The organism is Paracoccus sp. N5 (assembly GCF_000371965.1).
Lineage (GTDB): Bacteria > Pseudomonadota > Alphaproteobacteria > Rhodobacterales > Rhodobacteraceae > Paracoccus.
Window position 1 is genome coordinate 1,878,556 of sequence record NZ_AQUO01000001.1, and the last position, 25,981, is coordinate 1,904,536.

The 25,981-nt window shown below is 65.6% G+C and carries 22 protein-coding genes and 1 tRNA gene; all 23 read left to right on the forward strand.

Annotation, left to right across the window (positions count from 1 at the left end):
• Positions 1 to 11 precede the first annotated feature (11 nt).
• Complete coding sequence (locus PARN5_RS0109465; protein WP_017999535.1) at positions 12 to 1,586, forward strand: GMC family oxidoreductase; 1,575 nt, start codon at positions 12 to 14, stop codon at positions 1,584 to 1,586.
• Between the two features lie 126 nt (positions 1,587 to 1,712).
• On the forward strand, positions 1,713 to 2,105 hold the full coding sequence (locus PARN5_RS0109470) for a VOC family protein (protein WP_017999536.1): 393 nt from the start codon (positions 1,713 to 1,715) through the stop codon (positions 2,103 to 2,105).
• Entirely contained in the window at positions 2,102 to 2,515 is a 414-nt protein-coding gene (locus PARN5_RS0109475; RefSeq protein ID WP_017999537.1) for a GFA family protein, read from the forward strand. Before PARN5_RS0109470 ends, PARN5_RS0109475 begins: the two co-directional genes overlap by 4 nt.
• Positions 2,516 to 2,588: 73 nt before the next feature.
• A complete protein-coding gene (locus PARN5_RS0109480) occupies positions 2,589 to 4,445 on the forward strand; it encodes an ABC transporter ATP-binding protein (protein ID WP_017999538.1) in 1,857 nt (618 codons plus the stop codon).
• A 48-nt stretch (positions 4,446 to 4,493) separates the two neighbouring features.
• A tRNA-Trp gene (locus PARN5_RS0109485) sits at positions 4,494 to 4,569 on the forward strand.
• Between the two features lie 41 nt (positions 4,570 to 4,610).
• Positions 4,611 to 5,510, forward strand: a complete 900-nt coding sequence (locus PARN5_RS0109490; RefSeq protein ID WP_026155308.1) for a hypothetical protein — start codon at positions 4,611 to 4,613, stop codon at positions 5,508 to 5,510.
• Between the two features lie 52 nt (positions 5,511 to 5,562).
• Positions 5,563 to 5,757 carry a preprotein translocase subunit SecE gene (gene secE / locus PARN5_RS0109495; RefSeq protein WP_026155309.1) on the forward strand — a complete coding sequence of 65 codons (195 nt, stop codon included), beginning with the start codon at positions 5,563 to 5,565 and terminating at the stop codon, positions 5,755 to 5,757.
• A gap of 193 nt (positions 5,758 to 5,950) precedes the next feature.
• Positions 5,951 to 6,490: a transcription termination/antitermination protein NusG gene (gene nusG / locus PARN5_RS0109500; RefSeq protein ID WP_017999540.1), complete on the forward strand. Its 540-nt coding sequence runs from the start codon at positions 5,951 to 5,953 to the stop codon at positions 6,488 to 6,490.
• Positions 6,491 to 6,577: 87 nt separating this feature from the next.
• The gene (rplK, locus tag PARN5_RS0109505; RefSeq protein ID WP_017999541.1) at positions 6,578 to 7,030 is read left to right on the forward strand and encodes a 50S ribosomal protein L11; all 453 of its coding nucleotides are present in this window, start codon (positions 6,578 to 6,580) and stop codon (positions 7,028 to 7,030) included.
• Between the two features lie 5 nt (positions 7,031 to 7,035).
• The gene (gene rplA / locus PARN5_RS0109510; protein ID WP_017999542.1) at positions 7,036 to 7,734 is read left to right on the forward strand and encodes a 50S ribosomal protein L1; all 699 of its coding nucleotides are present in this window, start codon (positions 7,036 to 7,038) and stop codon (positions 7,732 to 7,734) included.
• Positions 7,735 to 7,980: 246 nt separating this feature from the next.
• On the forward strand, positions 7,981 to 8,496 hold the full coding sequence (gene rplJ / locus PARN5_RS0109515) for a 50S ribosomal protein L10 (protein ID WP_026155310.1): 516 nt from the start codon (positions 7,981 to 7,983) through the stop codon (positions 8,494 to 8,496).
• Between the two features lie 67 nt (positions 8,497 to 8,563).
• On the forward strand, positions 8,564 to 8,938 hold the full coding sequence (gene rplL, locus PARN5_RS0109520) for a 50S ribosomal protein L7/L12 (RefSeq protein ID WP_017999544.1): 375 nt from the start codon (positions 8,564 to 8,566) through the stop codon (positions 8,936 to 8,938).
• 266 nt (positions 8,939 to 9,204) lie between these two features.
• Positions 9,205 to 13,353, forward strand: coding sequence for a DNA-directed RNA polymerase subunit beta (gene rpoB / locus PARN5_RS0109525; protein ID WP_017999545.1), 4,149 nt, complete (start codon positions 9,205 to 9,207; stop codon positions 13,351 to 13,353).
• Between the two features lie 80 nt (positions 13,354 to 13,433).
• Positions 13,434 to 17,639 (forward strand): DNA-directed RNA polymerase subunit beta', encoded by a 4,206-nt coding sequence (gene rpoC / locus PARN5_RS0109530; RefSeq protein WP_017999546.1) that lies wholly within the window; start codon positions 13,434 to 13,436, stop codon positions 17,637 to 17,639.
• Positions 17,640 to 17,840: 201 nt separating this feature from the next.
• Positions 17,841 to 18,110, forward strand: a complete 270-nt coding sequence (locus PARN5_RS0109535) for a hypothetical protein (protein ID WP_198289579.1) — start codon at positions 17,841 to 17,843, stop codon at positions 18,108 to 18,110.
• An 88-nt stretch (positions 18,111 to 18,198) separates the two neighbouring features.
• Positions 18,199 to 18,804: an isoprenylcysteine carboxylmethyltransferase family protein gene (locus PARN5_RS0109540; RefSeq protein ID WP_017999548.1), complete on the forward strand. Its 606-nt coding sequence runs from the start codon at positions 18,199 to 18,201 to the stop codon at positions 18,802 to 18,804.
• Positions 18,805 to 18,840: 36 nt separating this feature from the next.
• Positions 18,841 to 19,788: a DMT family transporter gene (locus PARN5_RS0109545; protein ID WP_017999549.1), complete on the forward strand. Its 948-nt coding sequence runs from the start codon at positions 18,841 to 18,843 to the stop codon at positions 19,786 to 19,788.
• Positions 19,788 to 20,636: a putative rhamnosyl transferase gene (locus PARN5_RS21895; protein ID WP_017999550.1), complete on the forward strand. Its 849-nt coding sequence runs from the start codon at positions 19,788 to 19,790 to the stop codon at positions 20,634 to 20,636. Before PARN5_RS0109545 ends, PARN5_RS21895 begins: the two co-directional genes overlap by 1 nt.
• Positions 20,637 to 20,905: 269 nt before the next feature.
• Positions 20,906 to 21,277, forward strand: a complete 372-nt coding sequence (rpsL, locus tag PARN5_RS0109555) for a 30S ribosomal protein S12 (protein ID WP_010399029.1) — start codon at positions 20,906 to 20,908, stop codon at positions 21,275 to 21,277.
• A gap of 12 nt (positions 21,278 to 21,289) precedes the next feature.
• Entirely contained in the window at positions 21,290 to 21,760 is a 471-nt protein-coding gene (gene rpsG / locus PARN5_RS0109560) for a 30S ribosomal protein S7 (protein WP_017999551.1), read from the forward strand.
• Positions 21,761 to 21,772: 12 nt separating this feature from the next.
• Positions 21,773 to 23,896, forward strand: a complete 2,124-nt coding sequence (gene fusA, locus PARN5_RS0109565) for an elongation factor G (RefSeq protein WP_017999552.1) — start codon at positions 21,773 to 21,775, stop codon at positions 23,894 to 23,896.
• Positions 23,897 to 23,961: 65 nt separating this feature from the next.
• Positions 23,962 to 25,137 carry an elongation factor Tu gene (gene tuf / locus PARN5_RS0109570; RefSeq protein ID WP_017999553.1) on the forward strand — a complete coding sequence of 392 codons (1,176 nt, stop codon included), beginning with the start codon at positions 23,962 to 23,964 and terminating at the stop codon, positions 25,135 to 25,137.
• Between the two features lie 534 nt (positions 25,138 to 25,671).
• The gene (rpsJ, locus tag PARN5_RS0109575) at positions 25,672 to 25,980 is read left to right on the forward strand and encodes a 30S ribosomal protein S10 (RefSeq protein ID WP_010400227.1); all 309 of its coding nucleotides are present in this window, start codon (positions 25,672 to 25,674) and stop codon (positions 25,978 to 25,980) included.
• The last annotated feature ends 1 nt before the right edge of the window (position 25,981 follow it).

A 25,981-nucleotide genomic window follows, 5' to 3' on the forward strand; every position in this document is an offset into this window, starting at 1 on the left:
GAGGAACGATCATGGCACAGGCAGGCAAATTCGATCTGAACGACGACAGCGTCGTGGTCATCGTCGGCACCGGAGCGGGCGGCGGGGTGCTGGCCAACGAACTGGCGCAGAAGGGCGTCAAGGTCGTGGCCCTGGAAGCGGGCGGGCGCTATCTGCCCGAGGATTACATCAACGACGAATGGGACAGCTTCGGCCAGCTGGCCTGGACCGACCCGCGCACCACCAGCGGCGACTGGCGCGTGGCCAAGGACTTTTCCGGCCTGCCGGCCTGGATCGTCAAGGCGGTGGGCGGCACCTCGATCCATTGGGCGGGCGCCAGCCTGCGCTTTCAGGAGCACGAGTGGAAGGCGCTGTCGACCTATGGCAAGGTCGAGGGCGCGAACCTGCTGGACTGGCCGATCGACGCGGCCGAGATGGCGCCCTGGTATGACAAGGCCGAGGCCAAGCTGGGCGTTGCCGGCGTCGGCGGGCGGCCGCGGCTGCCGGGGAACAACAACTATCATGTGCTGGAAAAGGGCGCCAAGGCGCTGGGCTACAAGGAAGTCCATACCGGCAACATGGCGATCAACAGCGTCGATTATGACGACCGCATGTCCTGCCAGCAGACCGGCTTCTGCTTCCAGGGTTGCAAATGGGGCGCCAAGTGGTCCGCCGCCTATACCGACATTCCGCGCGGCGAGGCGACCGGCAATCTCGAGGTGCGCGACCACGCCCATGTCGCCCGCATCCTGCACAATGACAAGGGCCGGGTGACCGGGGTCGAATATTTCGACAAGGACGGCAATCTGCAGATGCAGAAGGCGCGGCTGGTCTGCGTCGCCGGCAACAGCTTCGAAAGCCCGCGGTTGCTGCTCAATTCGGCCAGCAGCATGTTCCCGGACGGGCTTGCCAACAGCTCGGGGCAGGTGGGGCGGAACTACATGCGCCACACCACCGGCTCGGTCTATGGCATCTTCGAAAAGCCGGTCAGGATGTGGCGCGGCACCACCATGGCCGGGATCGTGCGCGACGAGGCGCGCCACGACCCCTCGCGCGGCTTCGTCGGCGGCTATGAGCTCGAGACGCTGAGCCTGGGCCTGCCCTTCATGGCGGCCTTCCTGGACCCCGGCGCCTGGGGGCGCGAATTCACCACGGCGCTGGACAGCTATGAGAACATGGCCGGCATGTGGATCGTGGGCGAGGACATGCCGCAGGCCGACAACCGCGTCACCCTGTCCGAGACCAGGGACAAGTTCGGCCTGGCCGTGGCGAACGTCAATTTCAGCGACCACCCGAACGACGTCGCCATGCGCAACCACGCCTACAAGGTCGGCGAGGCGATCTACAGGAATGTCGGCGCGACCCGCACGCTGCCGACGCCGCCCTATCCCTCGACCCACAACCTGGGCACCAACCGCATGTCGGAAAAGCCCGAGGACGGCGTGGTGAACAAGTTCGGGCAAAGCCACGACATCGCCAATCTCTATGTCTCGGACGGCAGCCAGTTCACCACCGGCGCGGCGGAAAACCCGACGCTGACCATCGTGGCGCTGGCGATCCGGCAGGCGGACCACCTGGCGCGGGAAATGTCGGCCGGCAATATCTGACGCCTTGCCGGGGCCGCGCCTTTGGGGCGGCCCCCTCGCGGCCTTCGGGAAAGGTGAGGCCGCTCGGAAACTGCCGTGACCTGTCAGCAGTTGTCCTTCATCCTGCCTCGGGAAAGGAGACTGGACATGATCGACCATATCGGAATTGCGGTGTCGGACATGACGCGCGCGCGTGCCTTCTATGATGCGGCGCTGGCGGTGCTGGGGATCGGCGTCGAGATGGAGGTGACCGAGGCGATGACCGGCGGCCATGGCGCGCATCTGGGCTATGGCCGGGGCGGCAAGCCGGATTTCTGGATCGGCTCGGGCAAGCCTGCCCATGGCGGCACGCATGTCGCCTTTGCCGCCCCGGACCGTGCGGCGGTGGATGCCTTCTATCATGCCGCCATGGCGGCGGGCGGGCGCGACAACGGGGCCCCGGGGCCGCGGCCCGAATACCACCCCGGCTATTACGGCGCTTTCGTCCTGGACCCCGACGGCAACAATATCGAGGCCGTGCATCACGGAGACGCGCCATGACCACCTATCACGGCGCCTGCTTCTGCGGCTCGGTCCGCTTCGAGGCCGAGGGCGACCTGGCGCAGGGCACCATGCGCTGCAACTGCCGCTTCTGCCGCAAGATGCGCTATTGGGAGATGCGGCTGCCCGACCCGGCCGGCTTTCGCATCACCCACGGCGCCGAACTGCTGGCCGAGACCCCGCGCCATGACGAGGACGGCGTGGACATGCACCACACCTTCTGTTCGCGCTGCGGCACGCGGCTGTGGACCGAGGGCAATATCCCCGAGATGGGCGGCCATTTCATCGCCGTCTGCGTCAGCGCGCTGGAGGATGTGCCCGAGGCCGAGCTGATCGCCGCCCCGATCCATTACGCGGACGGCGCGCATGACAATTGGTGGAACCCGGCGCCCGAGACCCGGCACCTTTAGCCCGCCATGGCTTGACAGCCGGCCCGTCTGCCATCAGTTCTGGTCGGCCCTGCCATACCACCCGAGGTGCGCCATGTTCAGCTGGTTCGAAAGCCGGCTCGATCCCTATCCGGCCGACCCGCCGCGCATGCCGCCCAGCGGGCTGTGGCGCTTCATCCTGCATTTCTCGCGCGGGGCCGAGGGCTATATGCTGGGCATGGCCGGCTGCTCGGCGCTGATCGCGGTCGCCGAGGTGGTGCTGTTCGGCTATCTGGGCGAGCTGGTGAACCGGCTGTCCGGCGCCGACCGCGCCGGCTTCTGGGCGGCCGAGGGCGGGCGGCTGATCCTGATGGGCGCCATCCTGGTCGTGGCGCTGCCGGTCCTGCAGGTGCTGTTCTCGCTGCTGATGCACCAGACGCTGATGGGGAATTTCCCGCAGCGCATCCGCTGGCAGGCGCATCGCTATCTGCTGCGGCAGTCGATGAGCTATTTCCAGGACGAATTCGCCGGCCGCATCGCCACCAAGCTGATGCAGACCGCGCTTGCGGTGCGCGAGGTGGCGATGAAGTTCATGGACGTGCTGGTCTATGTCGGGGTCTATTTCATCGGCGCGCTGATCCTGGCCGCCTCGACCGACGGCTGGCTGGCGCTGCCCTTTGCCGGCTGGGGCCTGCTTTACGGGCTGCTCTTGTGGTGGCTGATCCCGCGCATCGGCCGGATTTCCGAGGCGCAGGCCGATGCCCGCGCGGTGATGACCGGCCGCGTCGTCGACAGCTATACCAATATCTCGACCGTGAAGCTGTTCTCGCACAGCTCGCGCGAAGAGGCCTATGTGCGCGACAGCATGGACGGGTTCCTGAAGACCGTGCATGGCCAGATGCGGCTGGCCTCGATCCAGAACATCCTGCTTTCGTCGCTGAACTCGGGGCTGACCTTCGCAGTCACGGCGCTGGGGCTGTGGCTGTGGGTCGGCGGCAAGATCGAGGTCGGCGCGGTCGCGGTGGCCATTCCGCTGGCGCTGCGGCTGGGCAATATGTCGCATTGGATCATGTGGGAATTCGCCGGGCTGTTCGAGAATATCGGCACGGTGCGCGACGGCATCGGCTCGCTGTCCTTGCCGCGCATGGTGACGGACATGCGCGGCGCCCGGCCGCTGGCGGTGCCCGAGGGGCGGGTGCAGTTCGACCATGTCACCTTCCGCTATGGCGCCGGCGACCGGGCCGAGCCGCGCGACGGGCTGCGCGGCGCGGTGCTGGACGACCTGACGCTGGACATCGCCCCGGGCGAGCGCATCGGCCTGGTCGGGCGCTCGGGCGCCGGCAAGTCGACGCTGGTGAACCTGCTGCTGCGCTTCCACGATCTGGAGGCCGGGCGCATCCTGATCGACGGGCAGGACATTGCCCAGGTCACGCAGGAGAGCCTGCGCGCGGCCATCGGGGTGGTGACGCAGGACACTTCGCTGCTGCACCGCTCGATCCGCGACAATATCGCTTATGGCCGCCCCGATGCCCCGGAGGCCGAGATCCGGCGCGCCGCCGCACTGGCCGAGGCCGGCTTCATCGACACGCTGACCGATTCGCAGGGCCGGCAGGGGCTCGACGCCCATGTCGGCGAGCGTGGGGTGAAGCTTTCGGGCGGCCAGCGCCAGCGCATCGCCATCGCCCGCGTGCTGCTGAAGGACGCGCCGATCCTGGTGCTGGACGAGGCGACCAGCGCGCTGGACAGCGAGGTCGAGGCGGCGATCCAGGGCCAGCTCGACATGCTGATGCAGGGCAAGACGGTGATCGCCATCGCGCACCGGCTGTCCACCATCGCCCGCATGGACCGGCTGGTGGTGATGGAGCAGGGCCGCATCGTCGAGCAGGGCACGCATGATCAGCTGCTGGCGCAGGGCGGCATCTATGCCGGGCTCTGGGCGCGGCAGTCGGGCGGTTTCCTGAAGGCCGAGTGATTTCCTCTTGAACCGGCCGCGCGCCTGCCGTAATCAGACGCGCGGCTTAGGGGTTTAGCTCAGTTGGTAGAGCATCGGTCTCCAAAACCGAGGGTCGTGGGTTCGAGTCCCCCAACCCCTGCCAGCCGCAATCCCCGACATGCCGAGCGCCACACCGACGAATTCATGGCCCTGAGCATTCATCTGGGGGCGCACAAGACCGCCTCGACCCATCTGCAATATTCGCTGCGCCTGGCCGGCGACCGGCTGGCCGCGGCCGGGCTGTGCTATGCCGATCCGGCCCTGCTGCGCACGGCGCCGCTGGATCTGTCGCAGATCCTGTCCGCCGGCGCCGGCTGCCCCGAGGAGCCCGCCTTCCGCGCCGCCCTGCAGGAGCGCCGCCAGGGCTGCGCCGCGCTGCTGATCTCCGAGGAGAACATCCTGGGCGGCACGCATCGCAGCCGCATGTTCTCGCGTCGCGGGCTGCTCTATCCCTTTGCGGTGCGCCGGCTGCGGCAGGTGCTGGCGCTGGCAGGAGAGAGCCAGGCCGAGCTGTATCTGGCGATCCGCGACCCGGCGGGTTTCAACGTCTCGGCCTTTTCGTTGCAGGTGCTGCTGGGCAACGAGATCGAGCTTGCGCCCTGGCTGCGCGGCCGCGATCCGGCCCAGGTCGACTGGCTGGGGCTGGTCCGGCGCTTGGCGGCGATGCCCGAGGTCGCCCGGCTGGTGGTCTGGCGCTATGAGGATTACGCGGCGCTGCGCCCCGAACTGCTGCGCCGGCTGCTGCCCGAGGGGCTGGCGCCGGCGGTGCCCGAGCCGCCGCCCGCGAACGAAGGGCTGACCCAGGCCGGCTATGACTGGTTCCTGCGCCGGGCCATGGTCGAAACCGAAGCCGACCTGCGCCAGCTGGCCGCCCGCGCCCGCCGCCGCTTTCGCCGCGCCGACGGCCACGGCCCGCTGCGGCCGCTGCCGGCCGAGGATTACGCCCGCTCGGCCGAGAACTATGCCGCCCAGGTGGCGGCGCTGCGCCGGTTGCGCAAGGTCGAGTTCCTGCAGCCGCCGGCCGCGGTCCAGATCCCGGCTTGAAATCATGCCGCGCCCGGTCTATCTGACGCGCTGCAAGACCGAAGGGATTCCCATGGCCAACCCCGTCCAGTTCATCAGCCAGGTCCGCGCCGAAGTCGGCAAGATCACCTGGCCCACGCGGCGCGAAGTCATCACCACCACGGTGATGGTCTTCATCATGGCGACCTTGGCCTCGGTCTTCTTCTTCCTCGTCGACCTCGCGATCAAGACCGGCCTGTCGGGGCTGATCCACTTCGTCGGCAGCTGAGGGCTTGCATTGCCGGGCAGGGGGCGGTATGTCCGCCCGACCTGCCCATGACGCGGCGTGCATCGATTCGGTCGTGCGCGCCGATTTCAATTTGGCCGGAAGCCAGCATCACGGATGCGCGATTTGGCTGGGCTGGTTAAGGAATTCAATGGGTTGGCGTGCCAGCTTGGAAGAAACAGGGGTCGATCGAGACATGGCAAAGCGTTGGTATTCGGTCAGCGTCCTGTCGAACTTTGAAAAGAAGGTCGCCGAGGCGATTCGCCAGGCCGTCGCCGAGAAGGGTCTCGAGGACGAGATCGACGAGGTTCTGGTCCCGACCGAGGAAGTGATCGAGATCCGCCGTGGCAAGAAGGTCACGTCCGAGCGCCGCTTCATGCCCGGCTATGTGCTGGTGCGCATGGAACTGTCGGACAAGACCTATCACCTGGTGAACTCGATCAACCGCGTCACCGGCTTCCTGGGTGCCCAGGGCAAGCCGATGCCGATGCGCGACGACGAGGTGAACGCGATCCTGCATCGCACCGGCGAGGGCGGGGCCGAGGTGGCGCCGCGCAATCTGATCCGCTTCGACGTGGGCGAGAAGGTGAATGTGACCGACGGGCCCTTCGAGGGCTTCTCGGGCATGGTCGAGGAGGTGGATGAGGTCTCGAGCCGCATCAAGGTCACCGTCTCGATCTTCGGCCGGCCGACGCCGGTCGAGCTGGAATTCACGCAGGTCGCCAAGACCGCGTGATCGTTCGCGGGAGGCCCGGGCCCCTTGGGGCAAGGCCGCACCGCTAAGTCGGCCCCGTTCGGGGCGTGATGATAAGGAGAGGGCCAGATGGCCAAGAAAGTCGTCGGCAGCCTGAAGCTGCAAATCAAGGCCGGTCAGGCCAACCCGTCCCCGCCCGTCGGCCCGGCCCTGGGTCAGCGCGGCATCAACATCATGGAATTCTGCAAGGCGTTCAATGCCCGCACGCAGGAAATGGAACAGGGCTCGCCCGTTCCGGTCGTGATCACCTATTACGCCGACAAGTCGTTCACCTTCGAGACCAAGACGCCGCCCGCGTCCTTCCTGCTGAAAAAGGCCGCCGGCCTGAAGCCGGTCGGCAAGCGCAACCGCGCCAAGGGTTCGGAAAAGCCCGGTCGTGCGACCGCCGGCACCGTGACCGCCAAGCAGGTGCGCGAGATCGCCGAAGCCAAGATGAAGGACCTGTCCGCGAACGACGTCGAAGCCGCGATGCAGATCATCCTCGGCTCGGCGCGTTCCATCGGCATCGAGGTGAAAGGCTGAAGATCATGGCTAAGATTTCCAAGAACAAAGCCGCCGCCCGCGCCGCCTTCGAAGGCAAAGCCAACCTGACGGTGGAAGACGCCGTTGCGCTGGTGAAAGCCAACACCAAGGCGAAATTCGACGAGACCGTCGAGATCGCGATGAACCTGGGCGTCGATCCGCGCCACGCCGACCAGATGGTCCGCGGCGTCGTGACCCTGCCCAACGGCACCGGCAAGCATGTCCGCGTCGCCGTCTTCGCCCGTGGCCCCAAGGCCGACGAAGCCAAGGCCGCCGGCGCCGAGATCGTCGGTGCGGAAGACCTGCTGGAGACCATCCAGTCGGGCAAGATCGAATTCGATCGCTGCATCGCCACCCCGGACATGATGCCGCTGGTCGGCCGTCTGGGCAAGATCCTGGGCCCGCGCAACCTGATGCCGAACCCCAAGGTCGGCACCGTGACCATGGACGTGAAAGCGGCCGTGGAAGCGGCCAAGGGCGGTGAGGTCCAGTTCAAGGCCGAGAAGGCGGGCGTGGTCCACGCCGGCGTCGGCAAGGCCTCGTTCGACGCCGCCAAGCTGGCCGAGAACATCCGCGCCTTCGTCGATGCGGTGAACCGCGCGAAGCCCTCGGGCGCGAAAGGCACCTATGTGAAGAAGGTCTCGATCAGCTCGACCATGGGTCCGGGCGTGTCGCTGGACCTGGCTTCGACCGCTTCGCAGTAAGCGGCAAGAATTCCGCCGGCGTCCTTTCAACGGGGGCCGGCGGATGGCGGGGCAGCGATGCCCCGTCCTGTCCGAGACGGAGGGTGCGGGGCTTGCCCCGCTTAATCATCCTTCCTGAGATGGGATCAAGACCATTTTCCGAAGGTTTCTTCGGGGGATCTTGGGACCGTCACGGACCCATCCGGTCGCTGTTCGGGCGGCTGGAAAGTGAGAGCCGGGGGGAAACCCCCAACTTGGAGTGAAACCGTGGATAGAGCGCAAAAAGAAGCGGTGGTCGAGGAACTCGGCCAGATCTTTGAAGCCTCTGGCGTCGTGGTGGTTGCCCGCTACGAGGGGATGACGGTTGCCGAAATGCAGGACCTGCGCGCGCAGATGCGCGAAGCTGGCGGGTCCGTCCGCGTTGCCAAGAACAGGCTCGCCAAGATCGCCCTAGATGGAAAGCCTTGCGCCAGCATCGCCGACTATCTGACGGGCATGACCGTGCTCGCCTTTTCCGACGACCCCGTGGCTGCTGCCAAGGTCGCGGACAAATACGCCAAGGGGAACGACAAGTTCGTGATCCTGGGCGGTGCGATGGGCGACACGGCGCTTGACCCGGCCGGTGTGAAAGCCGTGGCCCAGATGCCGTCGCGCGAGGAGCTTATCGCTTCGATCGTGTCCTGCATCGGTGCCCCTGCTGCGAACATCGCGGGCGCGATCGGCGCACCTGCTTCCAACATCGCGGGCATCCTCTCGACTCTGGAAGAGCGCGAGGCCGCCTGAGGCAATCCCCGTCCCGTCGTGGGGTTGAAACCCCGACGTTGGAACACTTAATGGAAAGAACGGAAAAATGGCTGACCTGAAAAAACTCGCCGAAGAAATCGTGGGCCTGACCCTGCTGGAAGCCCAGGAACTGAAGACCATCCTGAAAGACGAATACGGCATCGAGCCGGCCGCCGGTGGCGCCGTCATGGTTGCCGGCCCGGCCGCTGGCCCGGCTGAAGCCGCCGAAGAGAAAACCGAATTCGACGTCGTCCTGGTCGACGCCGGCGCGAACAAGATCAACGTGATCAAGGAAGTGCGCGGCATCACCGGTCTGGGCCTGAAAGAAGCCAAGGACCTGGTCGAAGCCGGCGGCAAGGTGAAAGAAGGCGCTTCGAAAGCCGACGCCGAAGAAATGAAGAAAAAGCTCGAAGCGGCTGGCGCCAAGGTCGAGCTGAAGTAATCGGGCCTGCACCGGATGGTGCGCGCCGATTGATTTCGGAAGAAAAGGGCAGGGTCCGGGGGTTCCCCCGGTCCCTGCCGAACCTGTCTTGAAGGACGGTTTTCGGCCGCAGGCCATGACCAGACCTTCCTTCAGGGCATGTTCGGGGTTCGGGAGCGGCGCGGTGGGACGCGCGGCACGAATTGGACCCCGCCCCTCATTCGCCGCCTCGCGCCGGTCGGGCCCCGACGACCGCCGCAAGCGAAAGACGAAAGGTAAGACCCTCTATGGCGCAAGCTTATGTCGGCCAGAAACGCATCCGGCGTTACTATGGCAATATCCGCGAAGTTCTGGAGATGCCGAACCTGATCGAGGTTCAGAAATCCTCCTATGACCTGTTCCTGCGGTCGGGCGAGGCCGAGGGCCACCAGGACGGCGAGGGCATCCAGGGCGTGTTCCAGTCGGTGTTCCCGATCAAGGACTTCAACGAGACCGCGACGCTGGAGTTCGTGAAATACGAGCTCGAGAAGCCGAAATACGACGTGGACGAGTGCCAGAGCCGCGACATGACCTATGCCGCGCCGCTGAAGGTGACGCTGCGCCTGATCGTGTTCGATGTCGACGAGGCCACCGGCGCCAAGTCGGTCAAGGACATCAAGGAGCAGGACGTCTACATGGGCGACATGCCCCTGATGACGCAGAACGGCACCTTCATCGTGAACGGCACCGAGCGCGTCGTCGTGTCGCAGATGCACCGCTCGCCCGGCGTGTTCTTCGACCATGACCGCGGCAAGACCCACAGCTCGGGCAAGCTGCTGTTCGCCTGCCGCATCATCCCCTATCGCGGTTCCTGGCTCGACTTCGAATTCGACGCCAAGGACCTGGTGTTCGCGCGCATCGACCGTCGCCGGAAACTGCCGGTGACGACGCTGCTCTATGCGCTCGGCATGGATCAGGAAGGCATCATGGATGCCTTCTACGACACCGTGGATTACAAGCTGCAGCGCGCCGTCAAGGGCCAGGAATCGGGCTGGATCACCCGCTTCTTCCCCGAGCGCGTGCGCGGCACCCGTCCGTCCTATGACCTGGTGAACGCCGAGACCGGCGAAGTCATCACCAAGGCCGGCGACAAGGTGACGCCGCGCCTGGTCAAGCAGCTGGCGGAAAAGGGCGACATCAACCTGCTGCTGCCCTTCGACAAGATCATCGGCCGCTTCGTGGCGAAAGACATCATCAACGAGCAGACCGGCCTGATCTATGCCGAGGCCGGCGACGAGATCACCGTCGAATACGACCGCGACGGCGAGATCTCGGGCGGCTTGCTGAAGGTGCTGCTGGACAACGGTATCGAGGATATCCCGGTCCTGGACATCGACCACGTCAACGTCGGCCCCTATATCCGTAACACCATGGCGGCCGACAAGAACCTGGGCCGCGAAGGCGCGCTGATGGACATCTATCGCGTCATGCGCCCGGGCGAGCCGCCGACCGTTGAGGCCGCCTCGACCCTGTTCAACAGCCTGTTCTTCGACAGCGAGCGCTACGACCTCTCGGCCGTGGGCCGGGTCAAGATGAACATGCGCCTGGACCTGGATGCGCCGGACACCCAGCGCACCCTGCGCCACGAAGACATCATCGCCTGCATTCGCGGGCTGGTGGAGCTGCGCGACGGCAAGGGCGAGATCGACGACATCGACCACCTCGGCAACCGCCGGGTGCGCTCGGTCGGCGAGCTGATGGAGAACCAGTATCGCATCGGCCTCTTGCGCATGGAGCGCGCGATCCGCGAGCGCATGTCGGGCGTCGAGATCGACACCGTGATGCCGCAGGACCTGATCAATGCCAAGCCCGCGGCGGCCGCGGTGCGCGAGTTCTTCGGCAGCTCGCAGCTGTCGCAGTTCATGGACCAGACCAACCCGCTGTCCGAGGTGACGCACAAGCGTCGTCTTTCGGCGCTTGGCCCGGGCGGTCTGACCCGCGAGCGTGCCGGCTTCGAGGTGCGCGACGTGCACCCGACCCATTACGGCCGGATGTGCCCGATCGAGACGCCGGAAGGCCAGAACATCGGCCTGATCAACAGCCTCGCCACCTTTGCCCGCGTGAACAAATACGGTTTCATCGAGACGCCGTATCGCCGCGTGATCGAGGGCAAGGTCACCGATGACGTGGTCTATATGTCCGCGACCGAGGAGATGCGCCACACCATCGCCCAGGCCAACGCCACGCTGGACGAGGGCGGCAAGTTCGTGGACGAGCTGGTCTCGACCCGCCAGGCCGGCGACTTCATGCTGAACCCGGTCGAGGCGGTGGACCTGATCGACGTGTCGCCGAAACAGCTGGTTTCGGTCGCGGCGGCGCTGATCCCCTTCCTGGAAAACGACGACGCCAACCGCGCGCTGATGGGCTCGAACATGCAGCGTCAGGCGGTTCCGCTGCTGCGGGCCGAGGCGCCCTTCGTCGGCACCGGCATGGAAGCGACCGTGGCGCGCGATTCCGGGGCGGCCATCATGGCCCGCCGCGGCGGCATCATCGACCAGGTCGATGCGCAGCGGATCGTTATCCGCGCGACCGAGGACCTGGGCGCGGGCGACGCCGGCGTGGACATCTATCGTCTGCGCAAGTTCAAGCGTTCGAACCAGTCCTCGACCATCAACCAGCGTCCGCTGGTCAAGGTGGGCGACCGCGTGGTCAAGGGCCAGGTCGTGGCCGACGGTCCCTCGACCGACCAGGGCGAACTGGCGATCGGCCGCAACGTGGTCGTGGCCTTCATGCCCTGGAACGGCTACAACTACGAGGACTCGATCCTGATCTCGGAGCGGATCCACCGCGACGACGTGTTCACCTCGATCCATATCGACGAATACGAGGTGGCGGCCCGCGACACCAAGCTGGGCCCGGAGGAGATCACCCGCGACATCCCGAACGTCGGGGAAGAGGCGCTGCGCAACCTCGACGAGGCTGGCATCGTCTATATCGGCGCCGAGGTCGGTCCGGGCGATATCCTGGTCGGCAAGATCACCCCGAAGGGTGAATCGCCGATGACGCCGGAAGAAAAGCTGCTGCGCGCCATCTTCGGCGAAAAGGCCAGCGACGTGCGCGACACCTCGCTGCGCCTGCCGCCGGGCGCCTATGGCACCATCGTCGAGGTCCGGGTGTTCAACCGTCACGGCGTCGACAAGGACGAGCGTGCCTTGCAGATCGAGCGCGAGGAAGTCGAGCGCCTGTCGCGCGACCGCGACGACGAGCTGGCGATTCTGGAGCGCAATATCTATGCGCGCCTGAAATCGCTGATCATGGGCAAGGAAGTCGTCAAGGGGCCGAAAGGCGTCCGCGCCGGCGTCCTGGTCGATGAGGACGTGCTGGGCCAGCTGAGCCGTGGCCAGTGGTGGCAGCTTGCCGTCGCCGACGAGGAGACGGCCAAGGAAGTCGAGGCGCTGAACCAGCAGTTCGACAGCCTGAAGCGCGCGCTGGACAACCGTTTCGACGACAAGGTCGAAAAGGTGCGCCAGGGCGACGACCTGCCTCCGGGCGTGATGAAGATGGTCAAGGTCTTCGTCGCCGTGAAGCGCAAGCTGCAGGCGGGCGACAAGATGGCCGGTCGTCACGGCAACAAGGGCGTGGTGTCCAAAGTGGTTCCCATCGAGGACATGCCCTTCCTGGCCGACGGCACCCCGGTCGACCTGGTGCTGAACCCGCTGGGCGTGCCGTCGCGGATGAACGTCGGCCAGATCCTCGAGACGCACATGGGCTGGGCATCGCGCGGCCTGGGCATCAAGATCGACGAGGCGCTGCAGGACTATCGCCGCAACGGCGATCTGGCCCCGGTGCGCGAGGCGATGAAGATCGGCTATGGCGACGAATTCTATGCCGAGACCTTCGAGGGCCTGGACGACGAGACGCTGGTCGAGCATGCCAACGCCGTGCGCGGCGGCGTTCCGATCGCGACGCCGGTCTTTGACGGCGCCAAGGAAGCGGATGTGAACGACGCGCTGCGGCGGGCCGGTTTCGACACCTCGGGTCAGTCCGTGGTGTTCGACGGCCGCACCGGCGAGCAGTTCGCCCGCAAGGTCACCGTCGGGATGAAATACGTCCTGAAGCTGCACCACCTTGTCGACGACAAGATGCACGCCCGTTCGACCGGCCCGTACTCGCTGGTGACTCAGCAGCCGCTGGGCGGCAAGGCGCAGTTCGGCGGTCAGCGTCTGGGTGAGATGGAGGTCTGGGCGCTGGAAGCCTATGGCGCCGCCTATACCCTGCAAGAGATGCTGACGGTCAAGTCGGACGACGTAGCCGGCCGGACCAAGGTCTATGAGAGCATCGTCAAGGGCGAGGACAATTTCGAGGCCGGCGTGCCGGAATCGTTCAACGTCCTGGTCAAGGAGGTCCGGGGTCTGGGCCTCAACATGGAACTCCTGGATGCGGAGAAGGACGAGTGAGCATCGGTCCCCGGGGTGCGCTTCAGCGCACCCTGCGGCCGTGCCGCTCGTTCCCCCGCGCCCCTCATTAGGATTTGAAAATGAACCAGGAACTTGCCACCAATCCGCTGAACCCGCTGGCTGCGCCGCGGCAGTTCGACGAAATCAAGATCTCGCTGGCCTCGCCCGAGGAAATTCTCGCCTGGTCCTATGGCGAGGTAAAGAAGCCCGAGACCATCAACTACCGCACGTTCAAGCCCGAGCGTGACGGTCTGTTCTGCGCGCGTATCTTTGGCCCGATCAAGGATTACGAATGCCTCTGCGGCAAATACAAGCGCATGAAATATCGCGGCCTGGTCTGCGAGAAATGCGGCGTCGAGGTGACGCTGCAAAAGGTCCGGCGCGAGCGCATGGGCCATATCGAGCTGGCCGCCCCGGTCGCACATATCTGGTTCCTCAAGTCGCTGCCCTCGCGCATCGGCCTGATGCTGGACATGACGCTGCGCGACCTTGAGCGCATCCTCTATTTCGAGAACTATGTCGTCATCGAGCCGGGTCTGACCGACCTGAGCTATGGCCAGCTGCTGACCGAAGAGGAATTCCTCGACGCGCAGGACCAGTATGGCGCCGACGCCTTCACCGCCAATATCGGCGCCGAGGCGATCCGCGAGATGCTGGCGAACATCGACCTGGCCGCCACCGCCGAGCAGCTGCGCGAGGAGCTGAAGGAGGCGACCGGCGAGCTGAAGCCGAAGAAGATCATCAAGCGTCTGAAGATCGTCGAATCGTTCCTCGAGTCGGGCAACCGGCCCGAGTGGATGGTGCTGACGGTGATTCCGGTCATCCCGCCGGAACTGCGCCCGCTGGTGCCGCTGGACGGCGGTCGCTTTGCGACCTCGGACCTGAACGACCTGTATCGCCGGGTCATCAACCGCAACAACCGCCTGAAGCGGCTGATCGAGCTGCGCGCGCCCGACATCATCGTGCGCAACGAAAAGCGGATGCTGCAAGAGTCGGTCGATGCGCTGTTCGACAACGGCCGCCGCGGCCGCGTCATCACCGGCAACAACAAGCGTCCGCTGAAATCGCTCTCGGACATGCTGAAGGGCAAGCAGGGCCGCTTCCGCCAGAACCTTCTGGGGAAACGGGTCGACTTCTCGGGCCGTTCGGTGATCGTGACCGGGCCGGAGCTGAAGCTGCATCAATGCGGCTTGCCGAAGAAGATGGCGCTCGAGCTGTTCAAGCCGTTCATCTATTCGCGGCTCGAGGCGAAGGGGCTGTCCTCCACCGTCAAGCAGGCCAAGAAGCTGGTCGAGAAGGAACGTCCCGAAGTCTGGGACATCCTGGACGAGGTGATCCGCGAGCATCCGGTGCTGCTGAACCGCGCGCCGACGCTGCACCGCCTGGGCATTCAGGCCTTCGAGCCGATCCTGATCGAGGGCAAGGCGATCCAGCTGCACCCGCTGGTCTGCTCGGCCTTCAACGCCGACTTCGACGGCGACCAGATGGCCGTTCACGTCCCGCTGTCGCTTGAGGCGCAGCTGGAAGCGCGCGTGCTGATGATGTCCACGAACAACGTGCTGTCGCCCGCCAACGGCGCGCCGATCATCGTGCCGTCGCAGGACATGGTTCTGGGTCTCTACTACACGACCATGGAGCGCGAGGGCATGAAGGGCGAAGGCATGGCCTTCGCGAACCTGGAGGAGGTCGAGCACGCCCTGGCCTCGGGTTCCGTGCATCTGCACGCCAAGATCACCGCCCGCCTGCCGCAGATCGACGAGAACGGCAACGAGGTCATCAAGCGTTTCGAGACCACGCCGGGCCGTCTGCGCCTGGGCGCGCTCTTGCCGAAGAACGCCAAGGCGCCCTTCGAGCTGGTGAACCGCCTGCTGCGCAAGAAGGACATCCAGAACGTCATCGACACCGTCTATCGCTACTGCGGTCAGAAAGAGTCGGTGATCTTCTGCGACCAGATCATGGGCCTGGGCTTCCGCGAGGCCTTCCGCGCCGGCATCTCGTTCGGCAAGGACGACATGGTGGTGCCGCCGACGAAATGGGAACTGGTCGAGGAAACCCAGGACCAGGTGAAGTCCTTCGAGCAGCAATATCTCGACGGTCTGATCACCCAGGGCGAGAAGTACAACAAGGTCGTGGACGCCTGGTCGAAGTGCAACGACAAGGTCACCGACGCGATGATGAAGACCATCTCGGCCACCAAGAAGGACGAGAAGGGCGCGGAGCTTGAGCCGAACTCGGTCTACATGATGGCGCACTCGGGCGCCCGGGGCTCGGTCAGCCAGATGAAGCAGCTGGGCGGCATGCGCGGCCTGATGGCCAAGCCGAACGGCGAGATCATCGAGACGCCGATCATCTCGAACTTCAAGGAAGGCCTGACCGTTCTTGAATACTTCAACTCGACCCACGGTGCCCGGAAGGGCCTGTCGGACACCGCGTTGAAGACGGCGAACTCGGGTTATCTGACCCGCCGTCTGGTGGACGTGGCGCAGGACTGCATCATCCGCGAGCATGACTGCGGCACCGACCGTGCGATCACCGCCTCGGCGGCGGTCAACGACGGCGAGGTGGTCAGCCCGCTGAGCGAGCGCGTCCTGGGCCGTGTCGCGGCCGATGACGTGCTGGTGCCGGGCGAGGATGTCGTGATCGTTCGCAAGAACGAGCTGATCGACGAGCGCAAGGCGGACGAGATCGAGCAGGCCGGCGTGCAGTCGGTCCGCATCCGCTCGGCCCTGACCTGCGAGTCGGAAGACGGCATCTGCGCGCTCTGCTATGGTCGCGACCTGGCGCGCGGCACGCTGGTGAACATCGGCGAGGCCGTGGGCATCATCGCGGCGCAGTCGATCGGCGAGCCGGGCACGCAGCTGACGATGCGGACCTTCCACATCGGCGGCATCGCCCAGGGTGGCCAGCAGTCCTTCATCGCCGCGGCGCAGGAAGGCACGATCGCGTTCGAGAACGAAAGCACGCTGGAAAACGCCAATGGCGAGCTGATCGTGATGAGCCGCAACATGCAGCTGCACATCAGGTCGGCCACCGGCGAGACCCTGGCCAGCCACAAGCTGTTCTACGGCTCGAAACTGTTCGTGCGCGACGGCGATGCCGTGGCCCGCGGCCAGAAGATGTTCGAATGGGACCCCTATACCCTGCCGATCATCGCCGAGAAGGCCGGCGTCGCGAAATATGTCGACCTGCTGTCGGGGATCTCGGTCCGCGACGAGACCGACGACGCGACCGGCATGACGCAGAAGATCGTGACGGACTGGCGCTCGGCCCCGAAAGGCAACGAGCTGAAGCCCGAGATCATCATCGTCGATGCCGATGGCGAGCCGGTGCGGAACGAGAACGGCAACCCGGTCACCTATCCGATGTCGGTCGACGCGATTCTGTCGGTCGAGGACGGGCAGGAGATCAAGGCCGGCGACGTGGTGGCGCGGATCCCGCGCGAGGGCGCCAAGACCAAGGACATCACCGGGGGTCTGCCCCGCGTGGCGGAACTGTTCGAGGCCCGTCGTCCCAAGGATCACGCGATCATCGCCGAGCTGGATGGCTATGTGCGCTTCGGCAAGGACTACAAGAACAAGCGCCGCATCGCCATCGAGCCTGCCGACGACACGCTGGCTCCGGTCGAATACATGGTGCCGAAAGGCAAGCACATCCCGGTGCAGGAAGGCGACTTCGTGCAGAAGGGCGACTACATCATGGACGGCAACCCGGCGCCGCATGACATCCTGCGCATCATGGGGATCGAGGCCCTGGCCGACTATCTCATCGACGAGGTGCAGGACGTTTATCGACTGCAGGGCGTGAAGATCAACGACAAGCACATCGAGGTGATCGTTCGCCAGATGCTGCAGAAGATCGAGATCCTGGATTCGGGCGACACCACGCTGCTGAAGGGCGAGCACATCGACCGCGAGGAATTCGAGGAAGAGAACGCCAAGATCGAAGCCAAGGGCGGCCGTCCGGCCGTGGGCGAGCCGGTGCTCCTGGGCATCACCAAGGCGTCGCTGCAGACCCGCAGCTTCATCTCGGCCGCCTCGTTCCAGGAAACCACGCGGGTGCTGACCGAAGCCGCCGTGCAGGGCAAGCGCGACAAGCTGGTGGGCCTCAAGGAGAACGTCATCGTCGGCCGGCTGATCCCGGCCGGCACCGGCGGCGCCACCGCCCGCGTGAAGCGCATCGCGACCGAGCGCGACAACGAGGTGATCGAGGCCCGCCGCGCCGAGGCCGAAGCCACCGCCGCGCTGATCGCGCCGGAGGACAGCCCGGCGGAGCAGGCTGGCGAGTGATCGTGCCCTTGCAATGAAATCGAGAAGGCCCGGCAGCAACGCCGGGTCTTTTTGTTAACCAACCGGAATCAATGAAAATATTACCGAAAACCACCTTGACAGCATCCGGACCGGACGCCATTGGAAGGCGAGTTATGTCTTATTTGGTGGTTTATCGTGGCCTATGCGAAATTGTATCTGAAAAACCCCCGGACCGGCCAGATGCGAGAGGCGCCGGTCGGGATTTCCTGGACCACGCTGTTCTTTGGCTTCATCCCGGCGCTGCTGCGCAGCGACTGGGTCGGCGCCGTCATCCAGCTGGTCATTGCCTTCATCACCTTCGGCCTCTCGGGCCTGATCTTCATGTTCCTCTATAACAAGATGTATCTGAAGCGGCTCCTGAACGAGGGGTTCGAAGTGACCGGCGGCACCGGCGACGTGGACTATATCCAGCAGCGCCTGGGCCTTCAGCTTCAGCGCGCGGTGGCCTGATCCTGGGCGGCAAGTCGCGATTGCGCAAAGCGCGGCGAGGGGATAACGATGGGGCCAGGGTAATCGGGCGTTCTGCGAGGGTGGCTTGATGCGCGCGGCAGTCAATCAGAAGATCCGCATCAACATCCTGCGGCTGTCGGGCCTGGCCTTGCTGCCGGCCATCCTGGTGATCAACCCGGTTCTGGGCCTCGACGGGTTCGGACATGAGGCCATCGAATCCCTGGGCATCCTGCTGCTGCTGGTGGGCGTGCTCGGCCGGTTCTGGTCGATCCTCTATGTCGGCGGCGCCAAGAACCGGCGGGTGATGCGGGACGGGCCCTATTCGATGACCCGCAATCCGCTGTATTTCTTCTCGACCGTAGCGGCGACGGGGATCGGGCTGATGTTCGGCGCGGTCAGCCTGGCGCTGCTGGTCGGCGGCACGGTCGGGCTGATCCTGTGGATCACCGCGCGGCGCGAGGCCGGGTTCCTGTCGCAGCATTTCGGCGCGGAATACGACGCCTATGCCGCGCGCACGCCGTTCTTCCTGCCCGACCCGCGGCTGTTCCGCACCGGGCGGACGGCGCGGTTCGACACGGCCACGCTGCGCCGCAACCTGTTCGACGCGCTGGTCTTCCTGAGCTTCATTCCGATCGTCGAGTTGGTGGACCAGTTGAAGCTGAGCCTCGGCTGGTCGCTGCTGGCGCTCTGGTAGCCCGACCTTCATCCGCCAAGCCGCGCAGCCCGAGCCATGCTGACCCCCGACCTGCCCTCTGCCAGCGCGCCGGACACCGGCCTGCGCCCGCCTGTCCCCGACCCGCGGCATGGACCGGCGGACAACCTGCGTGCCATCGGGCTGATGATGCTCAGCATGGCGGCATTCACCTGCAACGATGCGGTGATGAAGGCGGTGACCCGCAGCCTGCCGCTTTATGAATCCGTGGCGATCCGGGGCGCCATGGTGCTGGCGATGATGCTGGTGGTGGCGCGGATGCAGGGCGGGCTGCGGCTGCGGGTGCCGCGTGCCGACCTGGGACCCTTGGTGCTGCGCTCGGCGGCGGACATCGTCTCGACCCTGCTTTACCTGATGGCGCTGCAGCAGATGGCCCTGGGCGACCTGTCGGCGATCATGCAGGTGCTGCCGCTGGCGGTGACGCTGGCCGCCGCGCTCTGTTTCGGCGAGCGGCTGGGCTGGCGGCGGCTGCTGGCCATCGGCGTGGGTTTTGTCGGCGTGGTGCTGATCCTGCGGCCGGGCACCGGCGCCTTCGACATCTGGTCGGTGCTGGCCTTGCTGGCGATGCTGCTGATCGTGCTGCGCGACCTCGCCACGCGCACCTTCTCGGCCGGGGTGGGCTCGTCGACCGTGGCCTTCTATGCCGCGGCGACGGTGATGCTGTCGGGCTTTGCCATGGCCGGCTCCGAGATCTGGCGCCAGCCTTCGGCGGCCGAACTGGGCCTGCTGCTGCTCTCGGCCCTGTTTCTGACCGTGGGCTATATCACCGCCGTCGCGACCATGCGGGTGGGTGAGATTTCGGTCGTCGCGCCGTTCCGCTATACCTCGCTGGTCTGGGCCATCATGCTGGGACTCGTGGTGTTCGGCGACTGGCCGGACCTGTGGACCTGGGCCGGCTCGGCGTTGGTGGTCGGGGCGGGGATCTATACCATCCTGCGCGAGCGGAAAGTGAAGGGAATGTCGTGATGCGTGTGCAGATGCTGGGCCTGTGCCGGTTTTCCTATCTCGGCGGCCGGGGATTCCAGGTGGCGCATGAGACGCTGGAGCAGCGGCGCGCCTTCCTCTACGACCCCGAACGGCTGGCGCGGCGCTGGTTCTGGTTCGAGAACCTGGTGCTGCCCGGGCTGCTGGCCCAGACCGACCCGGATTTCACCCTGGTGCTGATGACCGGTCCGGACCTGCCCGAGCCCTGGCTGTCGCGGCTGCGCGAGCTGGTCGAGATCATGCCGCAGGCCCGGCTGGCGCTGATCCCGCCGATGGAGAAGCACCTGGAGGCCTGCCTGGCCGCCGTCGCCCCGCATATCGAGCCGGGCGCCGATGTGGTCGGGCATTTCCGCCAGGATGACGACGATGCCGTGGCCGTCGACTACATCCGCGACGCGCGCCGGGATTTCACCGCGCTGCGCCCGCTGTGGGAACGCCGGCGGCGGCTGTCCTGCGACTACTCGCGCGGGCTGGTGCTGAAGGCGACGCAGGATGGCATCTCGGTCGAGCCGCGGATGATCTACAACGCCGTGGCGGCGCTGACCGTCTATCTGCCGCCCGATGCGCAGCGCAGCGTGATGCATTTCCCGCATTGGAAGATCGGCCTGTCGATGCCCGGGGTGATGCTGCCCGGAAAGCCGATGTTCGTGCGCTTCCTGAACCATGACAACGACTCGGGCGCGATCGGCGCCGGCTATCCCTGGGAGGCCGAAACCGGGGACTGGGCCGGGCTGCTGGCCGACCGCTTCCGCATCGACCTGGGCGTGCTGGACCGCGCCGCGCGCGATTTCGGCCTGCCCGGCGCCGACCGGCCGCGCTGGGGCGTCTGACCGGGCAGGGGTCCAGGGCCGGGCCGCTGTTGACTCGTCCCGGAATTCCCCATATACGCCGCACACCCGGCAAAAGACCGTCCGGGTGGCCAGAACCTTCATCGGTCACGATCCGGGCCGGAACTGCCCCGATCCTCTGGAAATTACCCGTCCCGCCCCCAGTCCGGGGACAGGATGGGTCGTGGCGTTTCACGATTCGCGTGATTCGCTGTCGAGAAGTGGCGCAGCCGCAGGCTGCGAGTATTGACGAAAGCAAGACGGGGAACCGAATGCCGACGATCCAACAGCTGATCCGCAAACCGCGGCAGCCCAAGGTGCAGCGCTCGAAGTCGCAGCACCTGCAATCCTGCCCGCAGAAGCGGGGCGTATGCACGCGCGTCTATACCACGACGCCGAAGAAACCGAACTCGGCCATGCGGAAAGTCGCCAAGGTGCGCCTGACCAATGGTTTCGAGGTCATCTCCTATATTCCGGGCGAAAAGCACAACCTGCAGGAACACAGCGTCGTGCTGATCCGCGGCGGCCGGGTAAAAGACCTTCCGGGTGTCCGTTACCACATCCTGCGCGGTGTTCTGGATACCCAGGGCGTCAAAGACCGTCGTCAACGCCGTTCGAAATACGGCGCGAAGCGTCCGAAGTAAGGAGATCCGCATATGTCTCGTCGTCACGCCGCTGAGAAGCGCGAAGTCCTGCCCGACGCCAAATATGGCGATCGCGTGCTGACCAAATTCATGAACAACCTGATGATCGACGGCAAGAAGTCGGTCGCCGAGCGCATCGTCTATTCGGCGCTGGACCGTGTCCAGGGCAAGCTGAAGCGCGAGCCCATCGAGGTGTTCCACGAAGCCCTCGACAACGTGAAGCCTTCGGTCGAAGTGCGCTCGCGCCGCGTCGGCGGTGCCACCTACCAGGTTCCGGTCGAAGTGCGTCCGACCCGCCGCGAGGCTCTGGCCATCCGCTGGCTGATCACCGCCGCGAAGAACCGCAACGAACACACCATGGAAGAGCGTCTGGCCGGCGAGCTGGCCGATGCGGTCAACGGCCGCGGCACGGCCGTGAAGAAGCGTGAGGACACGCATAAAATGGCCGACGCCAACAAGGCGTTCAGCCACTACCGCTGGTAAGGGAAGGCTATCATGGCACGCGAATACCCGCTGGAGCGGTATCGGAACTTCGGGATCATGGCCCACATCGATGCGGGCAAGACCACGATGACCGAACGCATCCTGTTCTACACCGGCAAGAACCACAAGATCGGCGAGACCCATGACGGCGCCTCGACGATGGACTGGATGGAGCAGGAAGCCGAGCGCGGCATCACCATCACCTCGGCGGCGACGACGACCTTCTGGCAGCGCCACGAAGACACCGACTTCACCGAGGACCAGTCGCAGCGCAACCGCTTCAACATCATCGACACCCCCGGCCACGTCGACTTCACCATCGAGGTCGAGCGTTCGCTGGCGGTTCTGGACGGCGCGATCTGCCTGCTGGACGGCAACGCCGGCGTCGAGCCGCAGACCGAAACCGTGTGGCGTCAGGCTGACCGCTACAAGGTTCCGCGCATCGTCTTCGTCAACAAGATGGACAAGATCGGCGCGGACTATTTCAACTGCGTGCGCATGGTCAAGGACCGCACCGGCGGCACTCCCTGCCCGATCGCCCTGCCGATCGGCGCCGAGGACACGCTGGAAGGCATCATCGACCTGATCAAGATGGAAGAATGGGTCTGGAAGGGTGAGGATCTCGGCGCGAGCTGGGTCCGTCAGCCGATCCGGGCCGAGCTTCAGGATCTGGCCGAGGAATGGCGCGGCAAGATGATCGAGCTCGCCGTCGAGATGGATGACGCGGCCATGGAAGCCTATCTGGACGGCAACGAGCCGGACGAGGCGACCCTGCGCAGCCTGATCCGCAAGGGCACGCTGTCGCTGTCGTTCTTCCCGATGATGGCCGGCTCGGCCTTCAAGAACAAGGGCGTGCAGCCGCTGCTGAACGCCGTGGTCGACTTCCTGCCGGCGCCGACCGACGTTCCCGCCTACCTGGGCTTCGCCCCGGGCGACGAGACCGAGACCCGCAACATCGAGCGTTCCGCCTCGGACGAGCAGCCCTTCTCGGCGCTGGCGTTCAAGATCATGAACGACCCCTTCGTCGGCTCGCTGACCTTCACGCGCATCTATTCGGGCGCGCTGAAGAAGGGCGACCAGATGCTGAACGCGACCAAGGGCAAGCGCGAGCGCGTCGGCCGGATGATGGTGATGCACGCCATCAACCGCGAGGAAATTGACGAAGCCTTTGCCGGCGACATCATCGCGCTGGCCGGTCTGAAGGAGACCACCACGGGCGACACGCTGTGCGACCCGGCGAAGCCGGTGGTTCTGGAAACCATGACCTTCCCCGAGCCGGTGATCGAGATCGCCGTCGAGCCGAAGTCGAAGGCCGACCAGGAGAAGATGGGCCTGGCCCTGGCGCGCCTGGCCGCCGAAGACCCGTCCTTCCGCGTCGAGACCGACATCGAGTCGGGCCAGACCATCATGAAGGGCATGGGCGAACTTCACCTCGACATCCTGGTGGACCGCATGAAGCGCGAGTTCAAGGTCGAGGCGAACATCGGTGCGCCGCAGGTGGCCTATCGCGAGACCATCTCGCGCGAAGCCGAGATCGACTACACGCACAAGAAGCAGACCGGCGGGACCGGCCAGTTCGCGCGCGTCAAGCTGGTCATCACCCCGACCGAGCCGGGCGAGGGCTACTCGTTCGAATCGAAGATCGTCGGTGGTGCGGTGCCGAAGGAATACATCCCCGGCGTCGAGAAAGGCATCAAGTCCGTCATGGACTCGGGCCCGCTGGCCGGCTTCCCGGTGATCGACTTCAAGGTGGCGCTGATCGACGGTGCCTTCCACGACGTCGACTCCTCGGTCCTGGCCTTCGAGATCGCCGCGCGTGCCGCCATGCGTGAAGGTCTGAAGAAAGCCGGCGCCAAGCTCCTGGAACCGATCATGAAGGTCGAAGTCGTGACGCCGGAGGAATATACCGGTTCGATCATCGGCGACCTGACCAGCCGTCGCGGCATGGTCCGCGGCCAGGACTCGCGCGGCAACGCGAACGTCATCGACGCCTTCGTGCCGCTGGCCAATATGTTCGGCTACATCAACAACCTGCGCTCGATGTCCTCGGGCCGCGCGGTGTTCACCATGCTGTTCGACCATTACGAGGCCGTGCCGCAGAACATCTCGGACGAGATCCAGAAGAAATACGCCTGATCGGGATGGCGGGGCTTCGCGCCCCGCCTTTCCTCGTGAAACACAAAGACTAGGGAGCCCTGCTCATGGCAAAGGCAAAGTTTGAACGGACGAAACCGCACGTCAACATCGGGACGATCGGCCACGTTGACCACGGCAAGACGACGCTGACGGCTGCGATCACGAAATACTTCGGCGAATTCAAGGCCTACGACCAGATCGACGGTGCGCCGGAAGAGCGTGCCCGCGGCATCACGATCTCGACCGCGCATGTGGAATACGAATCGGACGCGCGCCACTATGCGCATGTGGACTGCCCCGGCCACGCCGACTACGTGAAGAACATGATCACCGGCGCGGCGCAGATGGACGGCGCCATCCTGGTGGTGAACGCCGCCGACGGCCCGATGCCGCAGACGCGCGAGCACATCCTGCTGGGCCGCCAGGTCGGCATCCCCTACATGGTCGTGTACCTGAACAAGGTCGACCAGGTCGACGACCCGGAACTGCTGGAACTGGTCGAGATGGAAGTGCGCGAGCTGCTGTCGTCCTACGACTACCCCGGCGACGACATTCCGATCATCAAGGGCTCGGCGCTGGCGGCGCTGGAAGGCCGTGACCCGGAGATCGGCGAGAACTCGATCCGCGAGCTGATCGCGGCGGTGGACAGCTACATCCCGACGCCCGAGCGCGCCGTGGACCAGCCGTTCCTGATGCCGATCGAGGACGTGTTCTCGATCTCGGGCCGCGGCACCGTGGTGACCGGCCGCGTCGAGCGCGGTGCGGTGAACGTGGGCGACGAACTGGAGATCGTCGGCATCCGCGACACCAAGAAGACCACCTGCACCGGCGTCGAGATGTTCCGCAAGCTGCTGGACCGCGGGGAAGCCGGCGACAACATCGGCGCGCTTCTGCGCGGTGTCGACCGTGACGGCGTCGAGCGCGGCCAGGTGCTGTGCAAGCCCGGCTCGGTGAAGCCGCACACGACCTTCGAGGCCGAGGCCTATATCCTGACCAAGGAAGAGGGCGGCCGCCACACGCCGTTCTTCGCGAACTACCGGCCGCAGTTCTACTTCCGGACCACGGACGTGACCGGGACGGTGAAGCTGCCGGAGGGCACCGAGATGGTGATGCCGGGCGACAACCTGAAGTTCGAGGTCGAGCTGATCGCGCCGATCGCGATGGAAGAGAAGCTGCGCTTCGCCATCCGCGAAGGCGGCCGCACGGTCGGCGCCGGCGTGGTGTCGAAGATCATCAAGTGATGCTGCGGGGCGGGGCCCCGGTCCCGCCCGGTCGAGACATCGCCCGGTGATCCCGGTCCGAGCGATCGGCGGGATATCGCGGCGAGACGGGCCTGCCCTGGAGACGGGGCGGGCCTTTTGCTTTTGGCGCCGCCGCTGCCGGGGCGCTGCCCCGGACCCCGGGATATTTCAGCAAGAAAGAAGAAGGGGGGGGGCGAAGAGGGAGCAAGCGCCTCTGAAAGGGGAGAGGACACCGCGGCCAACGGTAACGAGACCTTCGGAAGCCTGAGGCAGGGCAACTTGGCACAGTCGACGAATGGGCCGGTTTCCGGCGGACGGAGGGCGCCGGGAAATGCCATGGCCGGCCAACCGCCCGCTTGACGCCCCCCGCGTTTTCCTGCATAGGACCGCATCGCTGCCGGTTTCTCGAGAATCGGCGGCCGTCAGGCAGGGCCGCCACCAAGGCGGCCTGCTGTTGTTTTATACGGTCCGACGCTGGCGGGGCATGGTGCGCTGTCAGCCTCTCGACTGGAACTCCCCGCAAGAGGGAAGTCTATGCAAAGCCAGAATATCCGCATCCGGCTGAAGGCGTTCGACTATCGCGTCCTGGATGCCAGCACGCAGGAAATCGTGAACACCGCCAAGCGCACCGGCGCCCAGGTCCGTGGTCCGATCCCGCTGCCGAACAAGATCGAGAAATTCACCGTTCTGCGCGGCCCGCATATCGACAAGAAATCGCGCGACCAGTGGGAAATCCGCACCCACAAGCGTCTGCTCGACATCGTCGACCCGACCCCGCAGACCGTTGACGCCCTGATGAAGCTCGACCTCGCCGCCGGCGTGGATGTCGAGATCAAGGTCTAAG